Below are 21,629 nucleotides of genomic sequence, written 5' to 3' on the forward strand. Positions count from 1 at the left end.
CCTCGAGCCGGAGTGAGGTCCGGATGAAACCACCCGGAGCCTCTCGGCGTCGAAATTCCGCTAAAGATTATTCACCGTGGATCTGCGCGTAGATCTTCTTAGTGACATCGCTGCTGAGTTTCTTTTCGGTCAGCGGCTTGACAGCGTCACGGAAGGACTGCAGATCAACTTCGTTGAACTTTGCACCAGCCTTTTCAGCGTCGGCTTTTGCAACGGCTACGGCTTCAGCGAAGGAAGAGAACTCGTAGTCGACAGCCTTCGGCAGCTCTTCAGCGAAGATCTGCTTTACGTTGTCCGGCAGGTCGTTGTAGACGTCGGCGCTCATGATGAGATAGTCAGGCATCATCAGATGCTGGGTGTAGGAGTAGAACGGTGCGATTTCGCTGTGCTTCAGGGAAGAATAGACGATCTCGTTGTTTTCGCCACCGTCAAGCACGCCGGTCTGGATGGCGGTGTAGACTTCGCCCTGACCCATTGCGATGCCGTTGCCGCCCATCAGGTTCATCATTTCGATGTTGGTGTCAGACTGCATGACGCGGATCTTGTCGCCGCCCAGATCAGCCGGTTTGGTCACCGGACCGGATTTGCGGTATACGTTGCGAACACCACCATGGAAGGCAGCCAGAACAACGATGCCCTGATCTTCAACGGAGTGATACAGATCGCCAACGATGGCAGGATCATTCACAACCTTGCGCTGCTGTTCGATGCTGTCGAACATGTAAGGCAGGTTGAAGACAACGAAGTCAGGGTTCCAGCTTTCCAGAAGACTTGCGGCAGCCAAAGACATGGCAATGGTGCCGGTCTGGGTCATCTCGATGGCTTCTTTCTGGGCACCCAGCAGTTCGTTCGGGTAGACTTCGACCTTGTATTCGCCGTTGGTCCGTGCAGCAAGGGCTTCGCCGAATTTCTGCATGGCCTTGAACTGCGGATGGGTTTCAGGCTGGTTGAAAGCAACCTGGAATACGGTTTCAGCCAATGCCGGGGTTGCGCTGTAGACGGCAGAGAGGGCGAGAGCGCCCATGCCTGCGAATGCAGCGATTGCACTGAAATGTTTCATAACTTCCTCCATATAAGAACAAAGACAGCAGCAAGCCCCTTTCATTGAAGACGCTGGCTGCTAGTTTGGAGAAGAGATGTCTCTTCCCCATCTATCGAGGACTTGATCCAAGTCTCCGACAAAATAGCTTGGGTTGTGGTCCCGAATGACACGAAGGTCTTCGGCACTCAGGCCATCCAAATGCAACCGCATGGCTTCTGCGGCGCGGTGCTCATCGTGTTCGGCAATCGCCTCGACGATATTCCTGTGTTCTTCCAGCACGCGTTCCATGCGCAGCGGATGCTGCAAGGTGAGAAGCCGGTAGCGGTCTACCTGGATCTTGATGCGGTCGATGATGGTCCAGATCCCCGGATACCCGCCCGCAAGGGCGATCGCATGGTGCAGATCCTCGTCCGACTCATAGAACTTCTCGTAGTTGACGGCTTCCTTCTGCTCCTGCTGTACAACCAGCAGGGCCTGCATGCTTGCGATGTCACTGCCCTTGGCGCGTTTGACGGCAGCGATGGTCGTCACCTGCTCAAGGGCGGCTCTGGCCACCTGTGATTCAAGAACGTCGGCAATCGGAATCTTTGCCACAGACGTTCCGGACTTCGGGACAATGTCGACCAGACGCTCTTCTGACAGCCGGAGCAGAGCCTCGCGGATGGGGGTACGGCTGACGCCGATTTCCAACGCAATCTCTTTTTCGCTTATCGGTTCTCCGGGGAGACGTTGCATGGAGATGATTTCATCTCGAAGGCGCTGGTGCACGATCTGGGTCGTGGTCAACGCTCTCTGACTATATCCTCCAGCGGCATTTCGCCTCTCATCAGCCAGGCTACTGATCATCGCATTTTCCTCTCAAGCATATCTCGTATATCTTGTATACAAGTTTGTAAAGCCCGTTTCTCGGGTTCCGTTTATGAAATGATAATCGGGCGGTGGCTTTCACACGAAATGCAGAAACAACTGGGTATGCGGTAAAATACTGATGTGACCCCAGCTTCTTGACAAGATTATCGTTTAAAAACGGAAGGTGATCCCATTGCCGTAGCAAACAGTTCCTCTCCGCACTAGTAATTTTTAACTAGCGTGTTGATAGTGGGGATGGTTTTTTCTGTTGCGCGATGGAGATCATGAATCTTGGGGACATCTTTTGCTGCATTGGGAAGGCGCTGTCTGGTGCTCGTTTGTGAGGGCCGCCGAGGTGCCCCGCTGTTGGGCCGACCTATTGGGTAGGGCTGTGTCGAGGCAAGGGGGATGCCTCCTGCCTGCATGGATGAGGCAGCAGTGTCGAACAGTCGCCGGTGGGAGCAACGGAGAGAATGCCGGGTCAGTGGCTTGTCGGCTCTTGTTGCTGGAGGCGTGAGGATTGTTTGCGGTTATGTGCGGACGCAAAAAAGCCGACCGGAGGCGTTCGTTCCCCGGTCGGCTCAAGAATGACGCAGATCGTTTAGCGCAGTTCGCTGATCTTCAGGTGGTCCATGTCGTCAAAGACCTGGTTTTCGCCAACCATGCCCCAGATGAAGGTGTAGGCCTTGGTGCCGACGCCGCTGTGGATCGACCAGCTCGGAGAGATCACGGCCTGTTCGTTGTGAACCAGAATGTGACGGGTCTGGGTTGGCTCGCCCATCATGTGGAAGACGGCGTTGTCCTCGTCGATGTCGAAATACAGGTAGACTTCCATGCGCCGGTCGTGGGTATGGCAAGGCATGGTGTTCCAGATGCTGCCCGGAGCCAGTCGGGTCAGACCCATGGTCAGCTGGCAGGTTGGCAGGACATCGGGGATGATGAATTTGTTGATGGTGCGCTCGTTGCAGCTTTCCTTGTCACCCATGGCGACCTGCACAGCATCGTCCTTGCTGATCTTGGTGGTCGGATAGGCGCAATGGGCCGGAGCGCTGTTGTAGTAGAGCTTGGCGGGATTGGACGGATCGACGCTGGCGAAGGACACATTGCGTGAGCCCATCGAGATGTAGAGGGCCTGCTCGTTGTCGATGTCATAGACCGTGCCGTCGACGGTGACCTTGGCCGGACCGCCGATGTTGATCAGGCCAAACTCGCGGCGTTCGAGGAAATAGCTGACGCCGAGGCCCTTGCCGAAATCATCGGACAGAACGAGCGTCTTGCCAACCGGCTTGATGCCGCCGACGATGATCCGGTCGACGTGGCTGTAGGTCATCGTGATGGTGTCTGGTTTGAAAATTTCCGGAATGAGGAACTCGTTCCTCAATTCGTCGGTGTCCAGCTGCTTTGCCTCTTTGCGGCTGATGCTTTCGCGGACTTCCATGGTCGACTTCTCCTGCTGTTAGTGGTCTGGGCGAAGCCTGCGAACAAGATGCTCGCGGTTCTGGCGCGGCTATGCATAATCCTGATTATGCCAAAAGCCGCTCGAACAGCCGGTCAAGCAGGTGTCAGCCTGAGTGCCCAGAGCCTGAAGTTTGCCAGACCATTGCACGATATTCAAATTTGGTCAAATAATTTTGTATTTAAATAGCTTGTGTGCTAAATGGAATGGTGTCGTTGAAGTGGCGGCATTTTGCCTTGGATTTCGCGCAGGATCTCGCTCCTTGCGCTGTTATTGCGTGGAAAAGAAAGGCACTTTGAAAGCTGTGGAATCGTCGGGTGGGTGACTGTCGCATTCCTGTCGGGACTGTGATTGCGGAGGCGAAAGAGTGAAATGAGCGAGACGACATCCAAATACAAGGCCCCGGCGCTGGAGCGCGGACTTGATATTCTCGAGTTGCTCAGCGAACAGGACGAGGCGATCTCCAAGAAGGACATGGTGGCAAAGCTCGGGCGGTCGGTGAACGAGCTCTATCGCATGCTGGCCATTCTGGAGGCGCGCGGCTATATCACGACCGAGCCCGAAAGTGGCAAATATCGCCTGACCCTCAAGATGTTCGAATTGTCGAACAAGTTCCCGCCGATGCAGCGGTTGCTGAATGCTGCCGGTACGGAGATGGCCAAGCTGTCGGAAAAGACGCAGCAATCCTGTCACCTGTCGGTGCTTCATGATGCGGAGATGGTTGTCATTGCCGTGCAGGACAGCCCCTACAAGATGGGCTTTTGCATTCGCCTCAGTGCGCGGATCGATGTGCATGGGTCCGGCTCCGGTTTCGCCATGCTGGCCTTTCAGCCAGAAGATCAGCGGCGGGCCATTCTGGAAGCATCGGAAACGCCGGAACCGGTGATCGAGAGTGTGCTGAGCCAGATGGACAAGGTGCGCCAGAAGGGCTATTTCATCGGGGCAAGCCCGCAGATCAGCGGGGTTACCAACATCAGCTATCCGATCTTCAACAGCAACCGGCAGGTCGAGGCGGTTCTGACAATGCCGTTTCTCACGCTGAACTCGGACAGCTTGCATCATCAGGTCGTCAGTTTCGAAGAATCGCGCCTAGCGGTCGCAGACGCTGCCGACAACCTCATCCATGCCATCGGTGGCTGCACGCCCGAGTAGGGCGTTGTTCCTTTCAGCTTGCACCAGCCTTCATCTGGTCTGATGGCCGGAGGGCTTGCTGTTGGGCGAGCCTGTCGTGATATGATCCCGATCTTCCCCTTTTGCCGGACCCCGCCAGGCTTGTTACGCCTGACGTGTTGTGTCTGATGTGTGGTGTCTGGGCTGATGTTGTTGTCTGCCCGAGCGCTGCCGCCTCTAATCTTTCGATGATTGCTGAGCTTGCCTGATGCTGGTGGTAAGGGGTGATGGTCGTGACGACCTGGCTAGATGAATCGAGTTCCTGTTGGTTTGGAATTCAAATTTAAATTATTTTTCCGCATTCAGAAAATTCCCCAAATTTTCCTATACGATGGTTGTACGACAAACGTCCTTGCTGTTTGTTTCTGATCAGGTGTGACTGCGAGTTTTTCCAAAATTGTAAAATATTATTCTTCAATGAAATAAATTTATGTATGAAACTTGTTTAGATTTGAATTTTGAGGAATTTATTTTCCTGCTTCGCCTTTTGCTTCAGGTGGCGGATTTCGCCCAAAGTTCGAAATCTACGCTAAGATGTTGAAGAGACTGTCTTACAAAATCGGATCACAATTTGCATGTTTTGTGTTTGAAAATTCATACTTGACTAGATCGATTTATTTATGAATAGTTTCGTCATCCGTGATACGAGACACATGAAAAGAGCGAGACATCCCATGACAGAGCGTAAGAAGTTTGTTTACACGATCAAGGATCTGCCCCTGACCCCGATTGTTGAAGATCAAGGTATCTGCACACGGTTCCTGTTAAGCGAAAACATTATGGTCAGCTTCATCGAAAACCCTCCGGGGGCGACCTTCCCGATCCATCAGCATGAATGCGAGCAGATCATGATCATGACTGAAGGGTCCGAGGCACATGAAGTGAATGGCGAGATCATCATGATGAAGGCGGGTGATGTTGCTGTGCATCCGTCCAATGTGCCGCATGGCGGCAAAACGGAAACCGGCATGAAAGCGATCGATATCTTTGCGCCGCATCGCGATGCCCATCTCGAAAAAATGAAGCAATACGGCACCATGCCCAATCCGGATGGTACCTATCCTGCCAAAAACAACATTGAAGAGTGAGATTCTGAAGACCGTCTGAATATTTGAAAATAGATCGACACGCAGCGGGAGGAAATTATGCGTAAATTGTCGAACCTGTTGAAGGTATTAGTCTGTGGCTCGACCATGAGCCTCATGGTCATGGCCTCGGCTCAGGCCATCACGCTGAAACTGGGGCATTATGTGGAGCTGGATCATCCCGGTAACCTTGCTGCCCAGCAAATGGCTGATCGTGTGAAGGAGAGGACACACGGCGAAGTCACCATCCAGATTTTCCCGGCCAACCAGTTGGGCTCGCCCGATGAGGTTCTGGAACAGAATGTTCTGGGCGCCATCGACATGGCGTTGCCGACACAGGGACATCTGGATAAGTATTCCAAGAAATTTGCCACCGTCATGACGCCATTTGCTTTCCGTGACAGACAGCATGTCTATCAGGTGCTGGATGGTCCGTTCATGAAGTGGGCGGCACCGGATCTGGAAGCTCAGGGGCTGGTCTATCTGTCCAACTGGGACTATGGCTTCCGCAACATCACCAACGGCAAGCATCCGATCAATGTGCCTGAAGACGTCAAGGGACTGAAACTGCGTACGCCACCGGAAGTCCAGCTGCAGTCTGCCATGTCTGCTCTGGGTGCCAACGTTACCCAGATGGCCTTCAATGAGCTCTATCTGGCACTGCGGCAGGGCGTGGTCGATGGTCAGGAAAACCCTCTTTCTGTCATCTACCACAACAAGCTCTATGAAGTTCAGGACAATCTGGCCATCACCCAGCATGTCTACAACTCCATGGTCAGCGTCATCTCCAAGCGCAGCTGGGACAAGCTGACCCCGGAACAGCAGACGATCCTGAAGGAAGAAAGTGCCTCTGCCGGTCAGATGATGCGCGATCTGATGGAAAAGGAAGACGGCGAGCTAATCAAGAAGCTCGAGGAAAAGGGCATGAAGGTCACTTATCCTGACAAGGCTCTGTTCAAGGACAAAATGGGCCCGGCCTATGAAGCCGTTGGCAAATATGCAGGTGAAGAAAACCTGAAGACATTCCTTGAAATGCTTTGAGATCATGGCGGCTGGCAGGGGATGACCCTGCCAGCCGTTTTTCGGGAGGGAATACCGGGAGGGAATACAATGTCACCGGCAATCATATTCTTGGGGCTGATCGCCCTCATTTCCATGGGCGTGCCCATCGCCATTTCCCTTGGAACCATTTCACTGGCTGCGATGACTGACAACCTGCCGGCCCTCGGGCTGATGGCCCAGCGCATGTATTCCTCGACAACGGGGTTCACGCTGCTGGCGATCCCCTTTTTCATTCTGGCCGGCAACCTGATGAATACCGGTGGTATTACGGAGAAGATCTTCCGCTTTGCCAAGGCGGCCGTTGGCCACTATTGGGGCGGACTTGGTCAGGTCAACATCTTTTCATCCATCATCTTTTCCGGCATGTCCGGCGCTGCGGTTGCCGATGCTGCCGGTCTTGGCAAGATCGAGATCAAGGCCATGGTCGATGATGGCTATGGCAAGGAATTTGCTGGCGCCATCACGGCAGCTTCTTCGACCATCGGACCGGTGATCCCGCCGTCGATCCCGTTTGTCATCTATGGTTCGATGACCGGTGTCTCGGTCGGCAAGCTGTTCATGGCGGGCATGGTGCCGGGGCTGCTGATGGCGGTTGCCATGGCGCTGGCCGTCTATGTCATCTCGCGCAAACGCAATTATCCGCGTCGCCCCAGGGCTGCCTGTTCGGAACTGTGGCGCAGCTTCGTTGATGCCTTTCTGGCGCTGCTGACGCCGATCATCATCATCGGCGGTATTCTGGGCGGCTGGTTCACGCCAACGGAAGCGGCCATCATCGCCTGCATCTATGCAATCATCCTGTCCGGCCTTATCTATCGGGAGCTGACCTGGAGCAAGCTGCTGTTCATTCTGGAGGACACCCTGCTGCACACGGTGCGAGTCATGTTCATCATGGCGACAGCGGGCTTCTTTGCCTGGGTCCTGATCCTCAATCAGGTGCCGCAGGCGCTGATTTCAGGCCTGACGACCGTGACGCAATCGCCAACCCTCTTGCTGCTGATCATGATCGGGGTGCTGCTCATTCTGGGCATGTTCCTTGAAGGGATCGCCGTCATCTTGATCTGTGTGCCGATCTTCATGCCCGTCGTGGACATGATCGGCATGGACCCGATCCAGTTTGGCGTCATCATGATCCTGGCCTCGATGATCGGCCTGCTCAGCCCGCCGGTTGGCATGTGCCTTTATGCCGTCGCTTCCATCGCGGATGTGAAGATCGGAACGCTCAGCAAGGAGGTGATGCCCTATATCCTTGGCATTCTCGTCGTGCTGCTGCTGATCGCCTTCATTCCGGCGCTGTCCCTTTCCACCACTTACCTGATCGGGTGACACCATGATGAAGTTCATCAAGTCCTTAGACTGGGCCGTCTTCACCTTCTTTCGGGTTCTGGCTGTCGGTCTTCTGTGCCTGCTGTTCGTGCTGATGTCGCTCAATGTGATCCTGCGCTTCTATCCGGTGTTTTCCATCGGCTGGTTCGACGAGATCGTCGAGCTGTCCTTTGCCTGGATGGTGTTTGCGACGGCGGCCATCCTGTGGCGCGGGCGCAAGCATCCCAAGATCGACTTTCTGGAGATTCTGCTCAAGGGCACACGCTGCCAGCCGGTGCTGCTGGCGGTAGTCGAGGTGATCAATATTCTCTTCCTGAGCATCTTCACCTATTACGGCTTCATGCTGGTGATGACGGCGGCCGCGACGTCGCCGATCTTCAAGATCCCGCGCAAGGTCTTCTATGTCGCCATGCCAACGGCTGGCGTCTACATGACCATCCTGTCGGTGATCTTCTTGGCAGGCTATCTCAGAAAGATCGTTGCCTTCGAAAGCACAACGACACAACCAGTTGAAAAATCAGTCTAGAAACGAAAGGAATTTGTTGTGAGCAAAATATTGATCACGGGGGCAAGTACCGGCATCGGAGCGGAAACAGCCCGCATGCTGGCCGCAGGAAACGAACTGTTTCTGGTCTATAATCGGTCGGTTGAAAAGGCCAGAAAGCTTGAGCAGGAACTCAAGGAACTCGGAGCCACGACCCATATGCTCCAGTGCGACATCACCAGCGAGATCGCCTGCATCGATCTGTTCAACCAGATCGGTGAATTGACCGACAGTCTGGATGTGCTGGTCAACAATGCCGGTGGGCTGGTTCGCCGTCAGGCAGCCGATGCGCTCGAATGGCAGCTGATGCAGGAGGTCTTTGCTCTCAATGTCTTCTCGCTGATGAAGATCACCTCTCTTGCCATCCCGCTGTTGCGCAAGGGCGTCAACCCCAACATCGTCAACACGACATCGGTCGTGGTGCGCCATGGTGGTCCGACAGCAACGATCTATGGCGCAGCCAAGGGCGCGGTCGATACCTTCACGCGCGGGTTGTGCAAGGAGCTGGCTCCGGTCATTCGCGCCAACTCGGTCTGCCCGGGCGTGATCGACACGCCGTTCCACGAGAAGGTTTCGACGCCTGACCAGATGAAGGCCTGGGCCGAAGGCAACCCGCTCAAGCGCAATGGCTATCCCAAGCATATTGCGCTGGCGATCAAGTTCCTGATCGAGGATGACTTCGTCAATGGCGAAAGCATCGACGTCAACGGTGGCCTGACCATCCGGTAAGGCCTTTTTCGGGCTGGGCTGATCGATCCTTGTCGGTCCTGCCCAACCCGCGCCCCGGACCCTTCAACATAACAGGAGCTGGACATGAACAGTGCGGCAAAGGCTCGCGATCTGATCTATAGCAATATCGATGCCATCATGAGGAACTCCCAACGTCTGCAGGCGCTTGAAACCGTCTCTCTTGTGACGCTTCTTGATGAGGCGTTCATGCGGGAGCATTGCACGGTGAAGAACATCGCGGCCCTGTTTGCTCTGGCTGGGCAATCAGAAGTCAGTGAGCAGGCTCTGGATGCTATCCCGGATTCGCTCTGGGACGAACTCGTCAGACGCCACAGCACGTTCAACTCGTGGGACGAGATGTACAACAAGGCAGCTCAGCGGTTCGTCAGGGCGCGTCTGCTGGAAGGGATCGAGCAGGACTGAGGGCTTGCGGGGGCGGGTGTCTGTCCTCCCATCCGGCCCTGTGAGTTTTCTCAAAACCGGCGTCCTTGATCGTGTTTCAGGTCTCGGACGCCGGAAAAATCGCCAATAGTGGCTCCATCACATCATCTTCATGTTTGTCTGGAGGCACCATGCACTTATTCGCACTTCTCTTTGTTGTCCTTATCGCAGGCTGGGGTGGCGGCTCGGCATCAGCCAGTGAAGAAACTGGTTTTCGTCAGATCGTCCTTGCTGATGGTCCTGTCATGGTCTGGTATCCGACTGCGCAGGACGCGCCTGTCACCATGGTTGCGGACAACAAGGCATTTTTCGGCGTTGACGTCATTCGGGATGCTCCCGTATCCGGCGCTAACCATCCTCTTGTCATCCTGTCTCACGGCTATAGCGGGCTCTGGCGCAATCAGGCGTGGCTGGCCGGGTATCTGGCCCGGGCGGGCTATGTTGTGGCGTCGTTCAACCACGTCGGGACCAGCTTTGGCAGCATGGACCCGTCATGGGCAAAGGATCTGCATCGGCGGCCCGCTCAGGTTTCCCGGGTGCTTGACGCCCTGCTTGCCGACGAAGACCTCGCGCCAGTCATCAATGCTGAACGGATTTCGGTGATCGGGCATTCGTTGGGGGGATCAACTGCCCTGTTGGTGGCTGGGGGTGTGTTCGACCCAGCGCGCCTGCTCGATGCCTGTGGTGATGACAGCCGCAAGCTTGTCTGCACGGTCTATCGCAAGGGTGGTCTCAGCCGCGATATGGCCTCCGTTTCTGCTGCTGATCCGCGCGTCGCTTCCATCGTGTTGCTTGACATGGAGGGCATTCGGGCCTTCACGCCGGAGAGCCTCAAGGGTATCGGCATCCCGGTGCTGGCGCTGGTGTCGGGGGTTGAGGATCCGGCTCTGCCGCTTGGCTGGGAGGGCCGGGAGCAGGCGGCGCTGTTGCCAGCCGCAACCAGCCGCTATGCCGAGGTCATCGGTTCAACGCATTTCAGCTTCATGAGCCAGTGCAAGCCGGGCGCAGTCGAGTTGCTGGAAGAGGACGCCTATGTCTGTCAGGGGGAGACTGCACCACGGGAGCAATTGCACCGGCGTATTGCCGAGACGATTGTCACGTTCCTGACTGCCGGAAAGCAGTTGGTGTCTGCCCTTCAAGTTCCTTGAAAACGCGGTTGAAATTGGACTTTGTCTGGAAGCCGGCGTCCAGCATGATCTCGGTGACGGGCAAGTTCGATCCTTTCAGCAAACGCCTTGCTTCCTCGACGCGATAGCGGTTGACCAGATCGGTGATGCTGAAACCATGCAGCTGATTGACGGCCCGGGAAATGGTCCGGGCCGGGATATGGGCTCGACGCGCCAGCCGCGCCAGCGTGAGGTCGTGGTCCTTGTAGAGACCCTGTCGCAGCAGGGCCTCCACGGTGGCAAGGGTCTCTCGGGCTTCTTCCTCGGCAAGGAGCGGAGCAGAGGTTGCCGGTTCCTCTGGGAAGGCTTGCGAAGCAATGGCTTCCGGGATCTCTGTTTCCGGTGCCTCCGTTTCTTGCATCTGATGGTTGGGCTCGGGCGGCATTTCCAGCCCGGTCCGTCCCAACAGGCCGCCGATGATGACAAGCAGCACGGCGCTGAGTGTCGTGGCGACCACGGGGGCGGCAAGGCTGGTGTAGCCAAGGTTGAGCACGGCCGAGACAATCACGTCAGAGGCGGCACTGAGGACCAGCGCCGCCGCTACACCCTTTCGCATGTGGGCAATGGTGGTCTCGCTGCCAAGGCGCGCGTTGGGTGACACGCCATCGGCGGGTTTGCCCGTGTAGATGAACCAGCCGTAGCAAAGAAATTCCAGACTCAGCAGCATGTCGATGGCGGCTGGCAGCCACAGAAGGGCTATGACCATGGCCAGAGGCCATACCATGTGGCGCCATGAGGGACGGCGACCATCGAGATCCGAAAAGGCAAGGAAGGCCGAGAGCGGAACGATGGACGCAAACACCGGCTGTATGTGGTGCAGCCAACTGAGGTCCGTGCTCCATCTGAGCCCGACAATGGTGGTCTGAAGGGCAGCAACTCCCAGAAAAATCAGAAACCAGCGATTGCGCATCCCGCGCAGCAACAGGGCTGCAATGACTGCCAGCAGTATGCCGGTGGCAATGAAGGGCAGGGGGATGGTCGGCATGGAATCTCCGGTGGGCTTGGTGGGCTGGGCCGTTGCTGCACGGTGCCACAGAAAAGGCATGGGTGAAAAGGGCAATCAGGCGAATTCCAACGGCTGTTGCCTGTTAAACCTGCGGTTTGACCCTGCCTGTCTGCTTGGCCTTGGATAGAGCCTGAAGAGCGGTGTCAATCGTACGGAGGTATACATCCATGCCGTGGGGAAACTGTGTGTTGCCTCTCTTTCTCCCTTTTTGTGTCGCTTTTCTCCTCTATTGCAGCAGACCGCCAAGCGAAGGACGGCCAGCTCCTACCGGGGAGGAGGAGCGCCGTCGATGAAAAGGATGATGGTGTGAGTGCAATGTCGACAACCCATGGGGCTCCGAATGCCGGACGTGATATCAGGATTGACGTGCTGCGCGGTCTGGCGCTGATCACGATTTTCATCAACCACGCGCCTTATACGCCCTGGTCGAACTACACCATGGGCCACTTCGGCTTTGCCGACGCTGCCGAGGCTTTTGTGCTGATGTCCGGTATTGCCGCCGGGCTTGCCTATTCCCGCAGCTTCTTTGAGGGGAGTGTCAGACAGGCCTGCCTGAAGATCTGGCACCGTGCCGGCGTGATCTACAGTGCCCATGTCATGGCAACCGTCGTGGTGATGGCGCTTCTTCTGACGCTTTCGCTGGTCTGGCCGTTGCAAACCCTGATCAGGGAATTGAATGTGGTGCCGTTTCTCGCCAATCCTGTCAAAGCGGTCGCCGGTCTGTTTTCCCTTGCCTATCAGTTGGGCTACTTCAACATCCTGCCGCTCTATTGCGCGTTGCTGCTGGTGCTGCCAGCGCTGTTGTGGATTGCCCGGTGGCGACTGGACGTGTTGCTGTTCCTGTCTGCAGGCCTTTGGCTCATCAGTCATCTGTTCGGTCTCTATGTGCCCGGTTGGCCCGCAGGGGCTCGCTGGTTCCTCAACCCGTTCGGGTGGCAGCTGCTGTTCGTGGTCGGGCTGATGATCGGCATCCGCAAGAAACAAGGCCGTGAGCTGGTGCCGTTCAACGGCTGGCTCTTTGGGGGCTGTGTTGCCTATCTGGCTGCAAGTCTGTTGTGGCAGCTGACGGGGCGCCCCGATTTTCCCCGTTTCGAGCTTGTGCCGGGCTTTGTCTATGACATGGACAAGGGCAACCTTGCCTTTGTGCGGTTCTTGCATATTTTCGCTCTGGCTTATGTCTTTGCCCATAGTGCAATGATCGGGTGGCTGCTGGAGCGGCCTTTCTTCCGTTTCTTTGCCGTGCTCGGACAGGCCAGCCTCACGGTGTTCGTCACCGGATCTCTTCTCGCCGCCTTCCTGCAAATGCTGCGGGTTGTCGTGCCCGAAAATGTCGCACTCGATACGGTGCTGCTGCTGGTCGGTATGGCGGTGCAATATGGCCTTGCACGTCGAGCTGTCGGAGCAAAGAAGACCCGGGTTGAGCGCCAAAAGCGCCTGTCGCTTGAGGTTTCCAGCCCGCTAGTTCAAAGCTCGGCGTCCCAGAAGGGCTGAGGGCCAAAATAGTCGACCATGAAATCGATGAAGGTTCGCACCTTGGGGAGCAGGAACTGGCGGTGGGGATAGACCGCATAGGCCCAGAAGGTGTCGGTTTCCCACTCCGGCAAGAGGCGCACGAGGCGTCCGTTGCGCAGATGGTCATAGGTCAGGAAGGTCGGCTGGTAGATGACGCCCAGCCCGCTGGCGGCTGCATCGCACAGCATGTTGCCGTTGTTGCCATGCAGTTTGCCATGTACCTTCACGCGGGTGGTAGTGCCATCGCGCCGAAAGCGCCATTCTCCAGCGGTGTCCGATTCCGAGAAGATCAGGCATTCGTGGTCAGCAAGGTCCGCTGGTTCCAGAGGGTGTCCGCGCCTGAGCAGATAGTCCGGTGCAGCGCAGACGACAAACCGGACGGGCGTCAGGCGGCGGGCGATCAGACTGGGGGAGAGGTCGTCGGCCACGCGCAACGCCAGATCGAAGCCCTCCTCGACCAGATTGACGATGCGTTCGCACAACACCACTTCCACTTTCACATCGGGATAGCGTAGCAGATAGGCGGCGATGGCCTTGCTCAGCTGCGTGCCACCAAAGGCGACCGAGCAGCTGATACGTAGCGTGCCTCGCGGCTTTGCCGTGTCACTGGCGGCGTCCTCTTCGGTTTCCGCCACCAGCGCAAGGATCTGCATCGACTTGTGATAGTAGGTGTTGCCTGCCTCCGTAATCGAAAGCTGTCGCGTTGTCCGGTTGAGCAGTCTCACGCCGAGATTTTCTTCAATGTTGGCGACATAGCGCGATGCCATTCCGCGCGACATGCCAAGCGTATCGGCGGCCTTGGCGAAACTCTTCAGCTCCACGACCTTGGTGAAGACCTGCATGCCTTTGAAGACATCCATTGTCATGGGGAACATTCCTTTGGTTCCGCGCTCTGGCCGAAATGCCATGTGCCGGGCGCGCGAGGGCTTTCAATTGATGCGTGATAGTAAATTATGAAGTTCAAACTTAGTTATTTATCTCATTTGATGCAACTCGTATTGTGCGGCTCTCAATGATGGGCTTGTCAGCGCGGAGCGATGTGATGCGCTGGGTAGGCCAAAGAACCAGTGCAGATAATAAAAAACAAGAGGCACATCATGACTGAAAAACTGCTCGATTATGCCGGCAAGGTCGTTCTCGTCACAGGAGGAAGCACCGGCATTGGCCGGGCCACGGCTCTGGCTTTTGCCCGGCAGGGCGCCCGGGTTGCCATCGGCAATCCGACCGGGGCGGGAAAGGATACCGCCGAGGAGATCCGCGACTGCGGAGGAGAGGCGATCTTTGTACCAACCGATGTGACAAGCGCCGCATCGGTGGAAGCGTTGGTGAATGCCACGATCGATGCCTTCGGGCGACTGGATTGCGCCTTCAACAATGCCGGCATCCTGCCGCCGACCAAACCGCTTGCCGAGATGACGGAAAAGGATTTCGACAGCGTCATCAATGTTGATCTTCGGGGCGTGTTCCTCAGCATGAAATATGAGATCCCTGAGATGCTGAAGACCGGCGGTGGGGCCATCGTCAACACCGCATCGGTGGCCGGTGTGATCGCCGATCCGGGCATGGCGCCCTATGCCGCAGCCAAGCATGGCGTTGTGGGCCTGACCAAGGCCGCCGCGCTCGATTATGCCACACAGGGGATCCGTGTGAATGCGCTGGCCCCCGGAATCGTGCGCACGCCGATGATCGAGCGCTGGCTTCAGGATGAGGCTTTCGCGGCAAACCTACTTGCCGGCAGCCCGATGCATCGCGCCGCTGACCCCGAGGAAATCGCCGGGACTGTGCTGTTCCTCTGCTCTCCGATGGCAAGTTTCACCACCGGACAGGTTTATCTCGCCGATGGCGGGCAGACTGCCCACTGAGGACCGCTCCGGCCCTTGGTGAAACCGCCGGCGACCTCTGTGGTCGTCCGTATCTAAAAACAACAAAAAAGGATCGGTTCATCATGTCCAACCCAAAAGACCATCACCACCATCACGCCCATCCCAATGGCGTGTGCGACTGTATCCCCAAATGGTATGTCGACAACCTCGGTCAGGTCGGCCTGCCTTACAGCAAGATCGAAGATTATGCGGTTCCGCCTGAAGAATCCTATGGCAGCCTGTTCATGCCGGATCGTCTCAAGAAGGGCTATCACATCGAGGAATTGCGTGATGGCGTCTACTGGGTTTCCGGCGGCTGGTATGACTGCATGTTCGTATGCACCGGCAATGGTGTCATTGCTGTCGACGCACCGCCGTCGCTTGGCGAACGCCTGCTGGATGCCATCGCCAGCGTTACCGACGAGCCCGTCACCCACATGGTCTACAGTCACTGGCACGCGGACCACGTCGGTGCTGCATCGATGTTCGGCCCGAACATCAAGCGGGTGGCCCATGAGAAGACTGCCGAACTGCTGACGCGCTTCCCGGACAAGGATCGCCCGGTTCCGACCGAGACCTTCTCCAAGGATGCGACGCTCGATGTCAACGGTGTCAAGCTGGAGCTGTCCTACAAGGGGCAGAACCACAGTGAAGGCAACATCTTCATTTATGCTCCCAAGCAGAAGGCGCTTGCCGCCATCGACATTCTTGCTCCGGGCTGGGTGGCCTTCAAGGATTGCGATTCCTCGGAGAATATCAGTGGTTGGATCGAGGCACATGACCAGATCCTGGAGTATGATTTCGACGCTATTGTCTGTGGTCACGTCTCCCGCTACGGCACCCGCGAGGATGTGCTGACGGCACGCGAATATACCCATGACATCATCCGCTTCTCGCGGGAAGCGCTGCTGGCGGTGGATCTTGAGTATTTCGTCAAAGATCTTGGCAATGGCCCCTACAAGGGTGCCTTCCGGGCTGCAGAGGAAAACTATTTCTCTGCAATCACCAATCTGGTGACCAGGAATGTGCTTGAGGTGACCACGTCCAATGGCCAGCGTTGGGCCGAGCGGTTGAACGGTGCTGACGTCATGACCAAGAACAATGCCTACACGATGATCCAGAAGATCCGTCTGGAACAGTCGCACAATGGCTATGTGACGCGCGAAGGTCACCCCGAAGGCTTCTTCCTGTAAGCGGTTCGCCGCGTTCGGCCCGTCGCATTTCCAGTTCCGATTTTCGGGAAGGGCTGCGGCGGGCCTTTTTCATTTCAAGGATATGCACTCATGAAAGCATTGCGTTTCAACGAATATGGCCAGCCTGACGTGCTGCAGGTGACCGACATGGAACAGCCAACCCCCGGCCCCGGCGAGGTCCTCGTGCGAGTTGCCGCCGCAGCCATCAATCCCAGCGACGTCAAGAATGTAGCCGGTTTGTTTTCCGCCACTCTGCCGCGCACGCCCGGCCGCGACTTTTCCGGAATCGTGGTGTCGGAAGGGGCATGGCAAGGCAAGGCGGTCTGGGGGAGCGGCGCCGGTTTCGGCGTGGTCCGTGACGGCGCGCAGCGCGAATATCTCTGCCTGCCAGCCGACTGGCTGTCGGAAATGCCTGCCAACCTTTCCCTGCCCGAGGCTGCCACGGTCGGCGTGCCCTATGTGACCGCCTGGACGGCGCTTGTTCGGGCCGGTGATATCCGCTCTGGCGAAACGGTGCTGATCACCGGCAGCAACGGGGCGGTTGGTCGCGCGGCCATCCAGATTGCCCACTGGAAAGGGGCGCGGGTGATCGCCGTTGGGCGTTCGGATCATCCGTCTGAAGCCGACGTTGCCATCAACACCAGCAAAGAGGATCTGCAAGCCGTCGTGGTTGAAGCGACTGGCGGGCGGGGCGTCGACATGGTGCTGGATGCGGTTGGTGGTCCGATGTTCGAGCCAGCGCTCAAGACCCTACGTCAGGGCGGACGACAGGTTGCCATCACCAGTGCGGGCATGCGACGGGTCGAGTTCGACTTGATGGACTACTACCACAGCCAACTGCATCTGATCGGCGTGGACACCATGAAGCTGACAGGCATCGAGATCGCCTCCATTCTTGACGCCCTCCGTCCCGGCTTTGAAAGTGGCGCATTGACGCCCGCGCCCTATTCCCTTTCGTCCATTGAGGGCGCGCGCAAGGCCTACGCCAGCCTGAGCGCGGGAAAGGACAGCCAGAAACAGGTCATCGTCTTCGATTGAGCGGGAAGAGCTTATGCCTCATGGGCCTAATGGAGGTCCGGGTCGGTAGACATCATCGCCAGGAGACCGCCTGGCGATGACACCCTCTTGTCTTCCGATCGCCTTGGGCGGGGTGGAAGGGCTGTTGCCGACGAAAGGCCAAGGTTGTGCCTGAGTGACCATTTGCACAGGGAGACCATCAAGCTTCATCCCAAAATGTGAATTTTTCTGAAAAGCATTCTGTTCGTTTTGCAATTTTGATCTGAACCATATATAGGTTGTGTAAATTTTTTCACGCAACCTATTGGCGCATTATGAGCATGGAAAATATTAGTATTGTCATCCCAGTATACAACACTGGAAATCTGCTATTTGAATGTTATGATTCAGTAAAAATGCAGGTGTTTAAGCCGCATGAAATAATAATTGTCGATGATGGCAGTGAAACTCCGACAAAAACGATAATATCTTATCTTCAATCGATCGATGGAAGGGTCAAAGTAGTAGAATTTGGAGAAAACCGGGGTCTTTCTGCTGCCCGAAATGCGGGGCTGAAAGCTGCAACTTCTGAAATAGTCCTGTTTCTTGATTCAGACGATATGCTGTCGAATCCCAGGGTCTTGGAATATGTTGCAGATGAGTACGGCAAAAACAAATTTGATATGCTTCGCCTTCCGACTGTATTCTACTCACAAAATCAACTGACCGGAAAGATTAGTCTTTCAGAAGATCCGATAGATACAATAATCCCGAATTTTCTGAGGGAAGTAACTCTGAATTCAGCCCCGTTCCTGATTCATAATAGGACATGCTGGCAATTTGCCTATCGTCGGGAGTTTCTGACTTCAAATGGCATTTACTTTTTGGAAGAGTTGAGAAGGCGAGAAGATGTTCCCTTTTTGCTTACTGCTCTCTGTCAGGCGAAGGCCATCTATACGGGGGCGATGACAGGAACGTTCTACCGGCAAAGGGCAAACAGCATTATGAGTAGCCCTCAGTTGGGTGACCTTGAATATATCACTACAGCATATCAATACTGCAACAATATTATAGAAAAATATGAATGTGATGACTATGTAAAGAATATCGTGAATATTCGATATGTAGCTTCGTTCGAGGAATGCATTTCAAAGATAGATTTTCATGAGCAAGATATTGTTGCTGCTTCATATTTGATCGATAATTTCAAATCTGTTTCTACGATTGAATTTTTGGAAAAGCTATCAACTGATCAAGACAGAATGATAGAAGGCATCAAGTTTGCTCCAGGGCTTCAGAATAAAATCGAGAACGGCATTATTGTTGATTTTGCCAGGAAGTTACTAAGAGTAACTCCAAGCACGGTTTCGGAGCTTTGTCCCTTAAGCGGATCTGGAACATCGGAAACGAGCGGTATCGAAATCGCCAAGACAGGCATACATGAAAACAACATTCAGTTGCCTGCGGTTGAACATAAAGAGCGGCCGAAATTGTTTCTCCATGTTGGACTAACAAAGACAGGATCTACTTCAATCCAGAATTTTTGCGAAGTAAATCGTGCATCGCTTCGGGCCGAGGGACTTTTGTATCCATTTACCGGGGTGTATAAAGAAGAGGGCGGAGATAGAGGGTCTGGGCACAATTTCCTGATTAGAGATATTGTTGACGATGATTCTGTTCTTCTTGAAAAATTTAAAACTGAAGTACAGCACGCAGAATGCCCAAATGTTATAATTTCATGCGAAAACATTTCCTATAATCCGCTTTGGAGAAGCAAGGCCAGTCTGGAGAAGATTTCGAAAGCGTTCTCTGAATTTGATGTCATTCCTATATTGGTAAAGCGATCCAAGCTTGATTGGGCCTTTTCGATGTATAAAGAGGCGGCAATTGGGGGCTGGTTGCGCCGAGAGGACAGCTTTTCTCATTATCTGGATGCTGAGACCGCTGTTGGCTCATTGGATTTTGACAATATTTCTGAACTTCTTGCCACATGTTTGGGTAGCGAAGTTCAGGAAATCAGTCTTGACCGGGATGGCGGCGACCTGATCGCGGACTTTCTGTCTGTTGTTGATATTGATCGCAAGAAAGCGTCAGAAATATTTGTTCTTCCTAATGACGTCAATATTGGTGCTGTCGACAATAATATTTCGGCGTTTGTTTCGATCAACAAGCTACTAAACTGGCTTGGTTACGATAGGCGCTTTGTGAATAAAATTCGAAGCAAATACGCATTTGAAAGAAATATTGCCGATACAAATATCGAAGAATTAAAGATTAGAATAGAGAATTCGACCGATGAGAAGGTTCCGGAAAAACTGTTAAAAAGAATCGTCGAGACAGAGCCGTCAAAAGACTTGAGATTGTTCAACTGTTTGCTGGATGAACTGGTTGTTCACGCGGGAATGAAGAATTTAAGATCATATCGAAAGGCTGCTCTGCTGGGGAACGGGTCGCCGATAATTAAGAAAAACCAAAATATAGAGGCTGTTTTCTCATCAAACCTCGGGGACGTTATTCGGTATTGCAACAATGAAGTGGACAGAAGAAGCGCAGGTCGAAATGGTCGTCCAAATGATTACGCTTGTCTTGTTGACCTTTATTCTATGGAAAGAAGGGTCGTTGTCCATTCAAAGTTACCTATCTGGTCCTATCAGATTCTTTGTATGAGGCCAAATGGTGATGGGATCTCCGCTTGTGATTGGATTGAAGCCGAAGTCTCTGACACAAAAGACTTGATCGTAGATATTCCAGTATATTTGTTTCAATTAAACGCCATTCTAAAAATACGCCTAAAAACCTCTGATGGAGAGCCCGTCAGGCAAGTTTGCGCGATAAGCGTTGATGGGGAGCCAAAACTATTAGAAGTTAGTTATTTGAAGGAGTATGACGCGGAGGGGGATTTAATAGAAGGCTGAACTTTTAATATGAAATATTACAGCACTATTAAATGAGGGAATGACATGAATCCTTTTATCTCTATCGTAATGTCTACTTACAATAACGAAAAGACAATAGCTCATAGTTTGATGTCTGTTTTGACATTTGAGAATGTAGACTATGAAATCATTGTTGTGAATGATGGTTCAGATGACGCGACTGAGAAAGTTGTTGTATCCCTCTCCAATGTAGATGGAAGGATAAAGCTTATTAGCTTGTCGAGGAATTCCGGGGCTGCTTTTGCCAGAAATGTTGGTTTGGCGAATGCGTCGGGAGACTACATCATGTTTCTTGACGGGGATGATCTCTTTTTCCCGGGCGTTGTTGATGATGTTTTTGCAAATGCAAAGTCTTCGCGACCGGATCTCCTCCGGGGAGGAATCCTCGTTAAAGAACCAAAGACACAATGGAGCGATTTTCACAAGAACTCGAAGTTGGTTTCTTTTGATGGGAGCAACAGATCAACTTTTGTTTCATATTCTCATTTTACGACTTTTGCTTATAGTCGCGACATGATTAATAGTATGGATATTCAGTTTCCAGTTGATCTTTCTATTGGGGAAGACCGTTTGTTCTTGTTAAAGGCTCAAATGTGTGCGGAAACTTTATACTTATCTGATAAAATGTATTATCAGTATAATGTGGGGTTGGGTTCTGCGATTTCTGGCGCGTGGACAGAGAAAAAGGCCGACGATACGATTGAGTTCCTGTATCGAATGAAAAGGACATTGCTTGATAACGAAGATCGAAAAAGCAAAGATCTTTTGTATACCTGGCTTCCTAATTCCTTTAAATGGCAAATGAATTTGCTTGAAAAGTCGCTCAAGGGGAACAACTCGCAAAGAATAATGAAAATCATTAATAGCCTTGAGGATATCTATTTTTCAGGGATTAGTCCGTTTGATGATAATTACTTTGAAAAAGTATCGAAATTTCCTGCTGCGACACGAAAAAAATTCAATTTCCTATTTGAGAGGAATCACGAAAAGCTGATCGACTCCTTTATGTGATTGTCTTTGATGCCGGGTTGAGCATTTGAGTTGCTTGCCGGGGACCTGCAACAGTCAGCCTGATTAGGATTGTCTGAGGCCTGCTGTGGGGCAGTTATGGCTCATTGCTGGGCTTGCCCTGACCCATTGAAATTCTGCTCATGCTATAGGTAAGGAAAATAGCGATGAGTACGACCATGGACGATAAGATCAAACGTTGGACAGCAAAGCGGAAATCCGCATTGGTTATCGAGATCATACAAGGCA

At 54.0% G+C, this 21,629-nt stretch carries 19 protein-coding genes; 14 read left to right on the top strand and 5 right to left on the bottom strand.

The window, feature by feature from the left end; genetic code table 11:
- Positions 1-67 precede the first annotated feature (67 nt).
- The 3 genes from DSL70_RS21555 to kduI all read right to left on the bottom strand — a co-directional run bounded on the left by DSL70_RS21555 (position 68) and on the right by kduI (position 3,329).
- Positions 68-1,060, bottom strand: a complete 993-nt coding sequence (locus DSL70_RS21555) for a TRAP transporter substrate-binding protein (RefSeq protein WP_119310070.1) — start codon at positions 1,058-1,060, stop codon at positions 68-70.
- Positions 1,061-1,120: 60 nt separating this feature from the next.
- Positions 1,121-1,888 carry a GntR family transcriptional regulator gene (locus DSL70_RS21560; protein WP_119310054.1) on the bottom strand — a complete coding sequence of 256 codons (768 nt, stop codon included), beginning with the start codon at positions 1,886-1,888 and terminating at the stop codon, positions 1,121-1,123.
- A gap of 604 nt (positions 1,889-2,492) precedes the next feature.
- Positions 2,493-3,329, bottom strand: a complete 837-nt coding sequence (kduI, locus tag DSL70_RS21565; protein WP_119310055.1) for a 5-dehydro-4-deoxy-D-glucuronate isomerase — start codon at positions 3,327-3,329, stop codon at positions 2,493-2,495.
- A 390-nt stretch (positions 3,330-3,719) separates the two neighbouring features.
- Between kduI and DSL70_RS21570 the strand changes: the two genes are divergently transcribed.
- The 8 genes from DSL70_RS21570 (at position 3,720) to DSL70_RS21605 (ending at position 10,849) form a co-directional block, all read left to right on the top strand.
- Positions 3,720-4,499 carry an IclR family transcriptional regulator gene (locus DSL70_RS21570; protein WP_119310056.1) on the top strand — a complete coding sequence of 260 codons (780 nt, stop codon included), beginning with the start codon at positions 3,720-3,722 and terminating at the stop codon, positions 4,497-4,499.
- 692 nt (positions 4,500-5,191) lie between these two features.
- Positions 5,192-5,605, top strand: a complete 414-nt coding sequence (locus DSL70_RS21575) for a cupin domain-containing protein (RefSeq protein WP_162916982.1) — start codon at positions 5,192-5,194, stop codon at positions 5,603-5,605.
- A 57-nt stretch (positions 5,606-5,662) separates the two neighbouring features.
- Positions 5,663-6,643: a TRAP transporter substrate-binding protein gene (locus tag DSL70_RS21580; RefSeq protein WP_205563521.1), complete on the top strand. Its 981-nt coding sequence runs from the start codon at positions 5,663-5,665 to the stop codon at positions 6,641-6,643.
- Between the two features lie 69 nt (positions 6,644-6,712).
- Positions 6,713-7,987, top strand: a complete 1,275-nt coding sequence (locus DSL70_RS21585; protein ID WP_119310059.1) for a TRAP transporter large permease — start codon at positions 6,713-6,715, stop codon at positions 7,985-7,987.
- Positions 7,988-7,991: 4 nt separating this feature from the next.
- The gene (locus tag DSL70_RS21590; RefSeq protein WP_119310060.1) at positions 7,992-8,513 is read left to right on the top strand and encodes a TRAP transporter small permease; all 522 of its coding nucleotides are present in this window, start codon (positions 7,992-7,994) and stop codon (positions 8,511-8,513) included.
- Positions 8,514-8,531: 18 nt separating this feature from the next.
- The gene (locus tag DSL70_RS21595) at positions 8,532-9,260 is read left to right on the top strand and encodes an SDR family NAD(P)-dependent oxidoreductase (RefSeq protein ID WP_119310061.1); all 729 of its coding nucleotides are present in this window, start codon (positions 8,532-8,534) and stop codon (positions 9,258-9,260) included.
- 84 nt (positions 9,261-9,344) lie between these two features.
- Complete coding sequence (locus DSL70_RS21600) at positions 9,345-9,683, top strand: hypothetical protein (RefSeq protein ID WP_119310062.1); 339 nt, start codon at positions 9,345-9,347, stop codon at positions 9,681-9,683.
- Positions 9,684-9,832: 149 nt separating this feature from the next.
- Complete coding sequence (locus DSL70_RS21605) at positions 9,833-10,849, top strand: alpha/beta hydrolase family protein (protein WP_119310063.1); 1,017 nt, start codon at positions 9,833-9,835, stop codon at positions 10,847-10,849.
- Here the strand turns inward: DSL70_RS21605 and DSL70_RS21610 are convergent.
- A complete protein-coding gene (locus DSL70_RS21610) occupies positions 10,797-11,852 on the bottom strand; it encodes a helix-turn-helix domain-containing protein (RefSeq protein WP_162916983.1) in 1,056 nt (351 codons plus the stop codon). The genes DSL70_RS21605 and DSL70_RS21610 overlap by 53 nt on opposite strands.
- 336 nt (positions 11,853-12,188) lie before the next feature.
- Between DSL70_RS21610 and DSL70_RS21615 the strand changes: the two genes are divergently transcribed.
- Positions 12,189-13,364 (top strand): OpgC family protein, encoded by a 1,176-nt coding sequence (locus DSL70_RS21615; RefSeq protein ID WP_119310065.1) that lies wholly within the window; start codon positions 12,189-12,191, stop codon positions 13,362-13,364.
- Here DSL70_RS21615 and DSL70_RS21620 read toward each other — a convergent pair.
- On the bottom strand, positions 13,337-14,251 hold the full coding sequence (locus DSL70_RS21620; protein WP_205563523.1) for a LysR family transcriptional regulator: 915 nt from the start codon (positions 14,249-14,251) through the stop codon (positions 13,337-13,339). The two genes, DSL70_RS21615 and DSL70_RS21620, sit on opposite strands and share 28 nt — an antisense overlap.
- A 231-nt stretch (positions 14,252-14,482) precedes the next feature.
- Here DSL70_RS21620 and DSL70_RS21625 point away from each other — a divergent pair, with 231 nt between their 5' ends.
- The 5 genes from DSL70_RS21625 to DSL70_RS21645 all read left to right on the top strand — a co-directional run bounded on the left by DSL70_RS21625 (position 14,483) and on the right by DSL70_RS21645 (position 21,383).
- Entirely contained in the window at positions 14,483-15,247 is a 765-nt protein-coding gene (locus tag DSL70_RS21625; RefSeq protein WP_119310066.1) for an SDR family oxidoreductase, read from the top strand.
- 83 nt (positions 15,248-15,330) lie between these two features.
- The gene (locus DSL70_RS21630) at positions 15,331-16,440 is read left to right on the top strand and encodes an MBL fold metallo-hydrolase (RefSeq protein WP_205563525.1); all 1,110 of its coding nucleotides are present in this window, start codon (positions 15,331-15,333) and stop codon (positions 16,438-16,440) included.
- A 90-nt stretch (positions 16,441-16,530) separates the two neighbouring features.
- Positions 16,531-17,478, top strand: coding sequence for a quinone oxidoreductase family protein (locus DSL70_RS21635; protein WP_119310067.1), 948 nt, complete (start codon positions 16,531-16,533; stop codon positions 17,476-17,478).
- A gap of 299 nt (positions 17,479-17,777) precedes the next feature.
- Positions 17,778-20,351, top strand: coding sequence for a glycosyltransferase family 2 protein (locus DSL70_RS21640; protein WP_162916984.1), 2,574 nt, complete (start codon positions 17,778-17,780; stop codon positions 20,349-20,351).
- 45 nt (positions 20,352-20,396) lie between these two features.
- Complete coding sequence (locus DSL70_RS21645; protein ID WP_119310069.1) at positions 20,397-21,383, top strand: glycosyltransferase family 2 protein; 987 nt, start codon at positions 20,397-20,399, stop codon at positions 21,381-21,383.
- Positions 21,384-21,629 lie beyond the last annotated feature (246 nt).

Source organism: Cohaesibacter haloalkalitolerans, from assembly GCF_003574655.1.
Taxonomy (GTDB): Bacteria; Pseudomonadota; Alphaproteobacteria; order Rhizobiales; family Cohaesibacteraceae; genus Cohaesibacter; species Cohaesibacter haloalkalitolerans.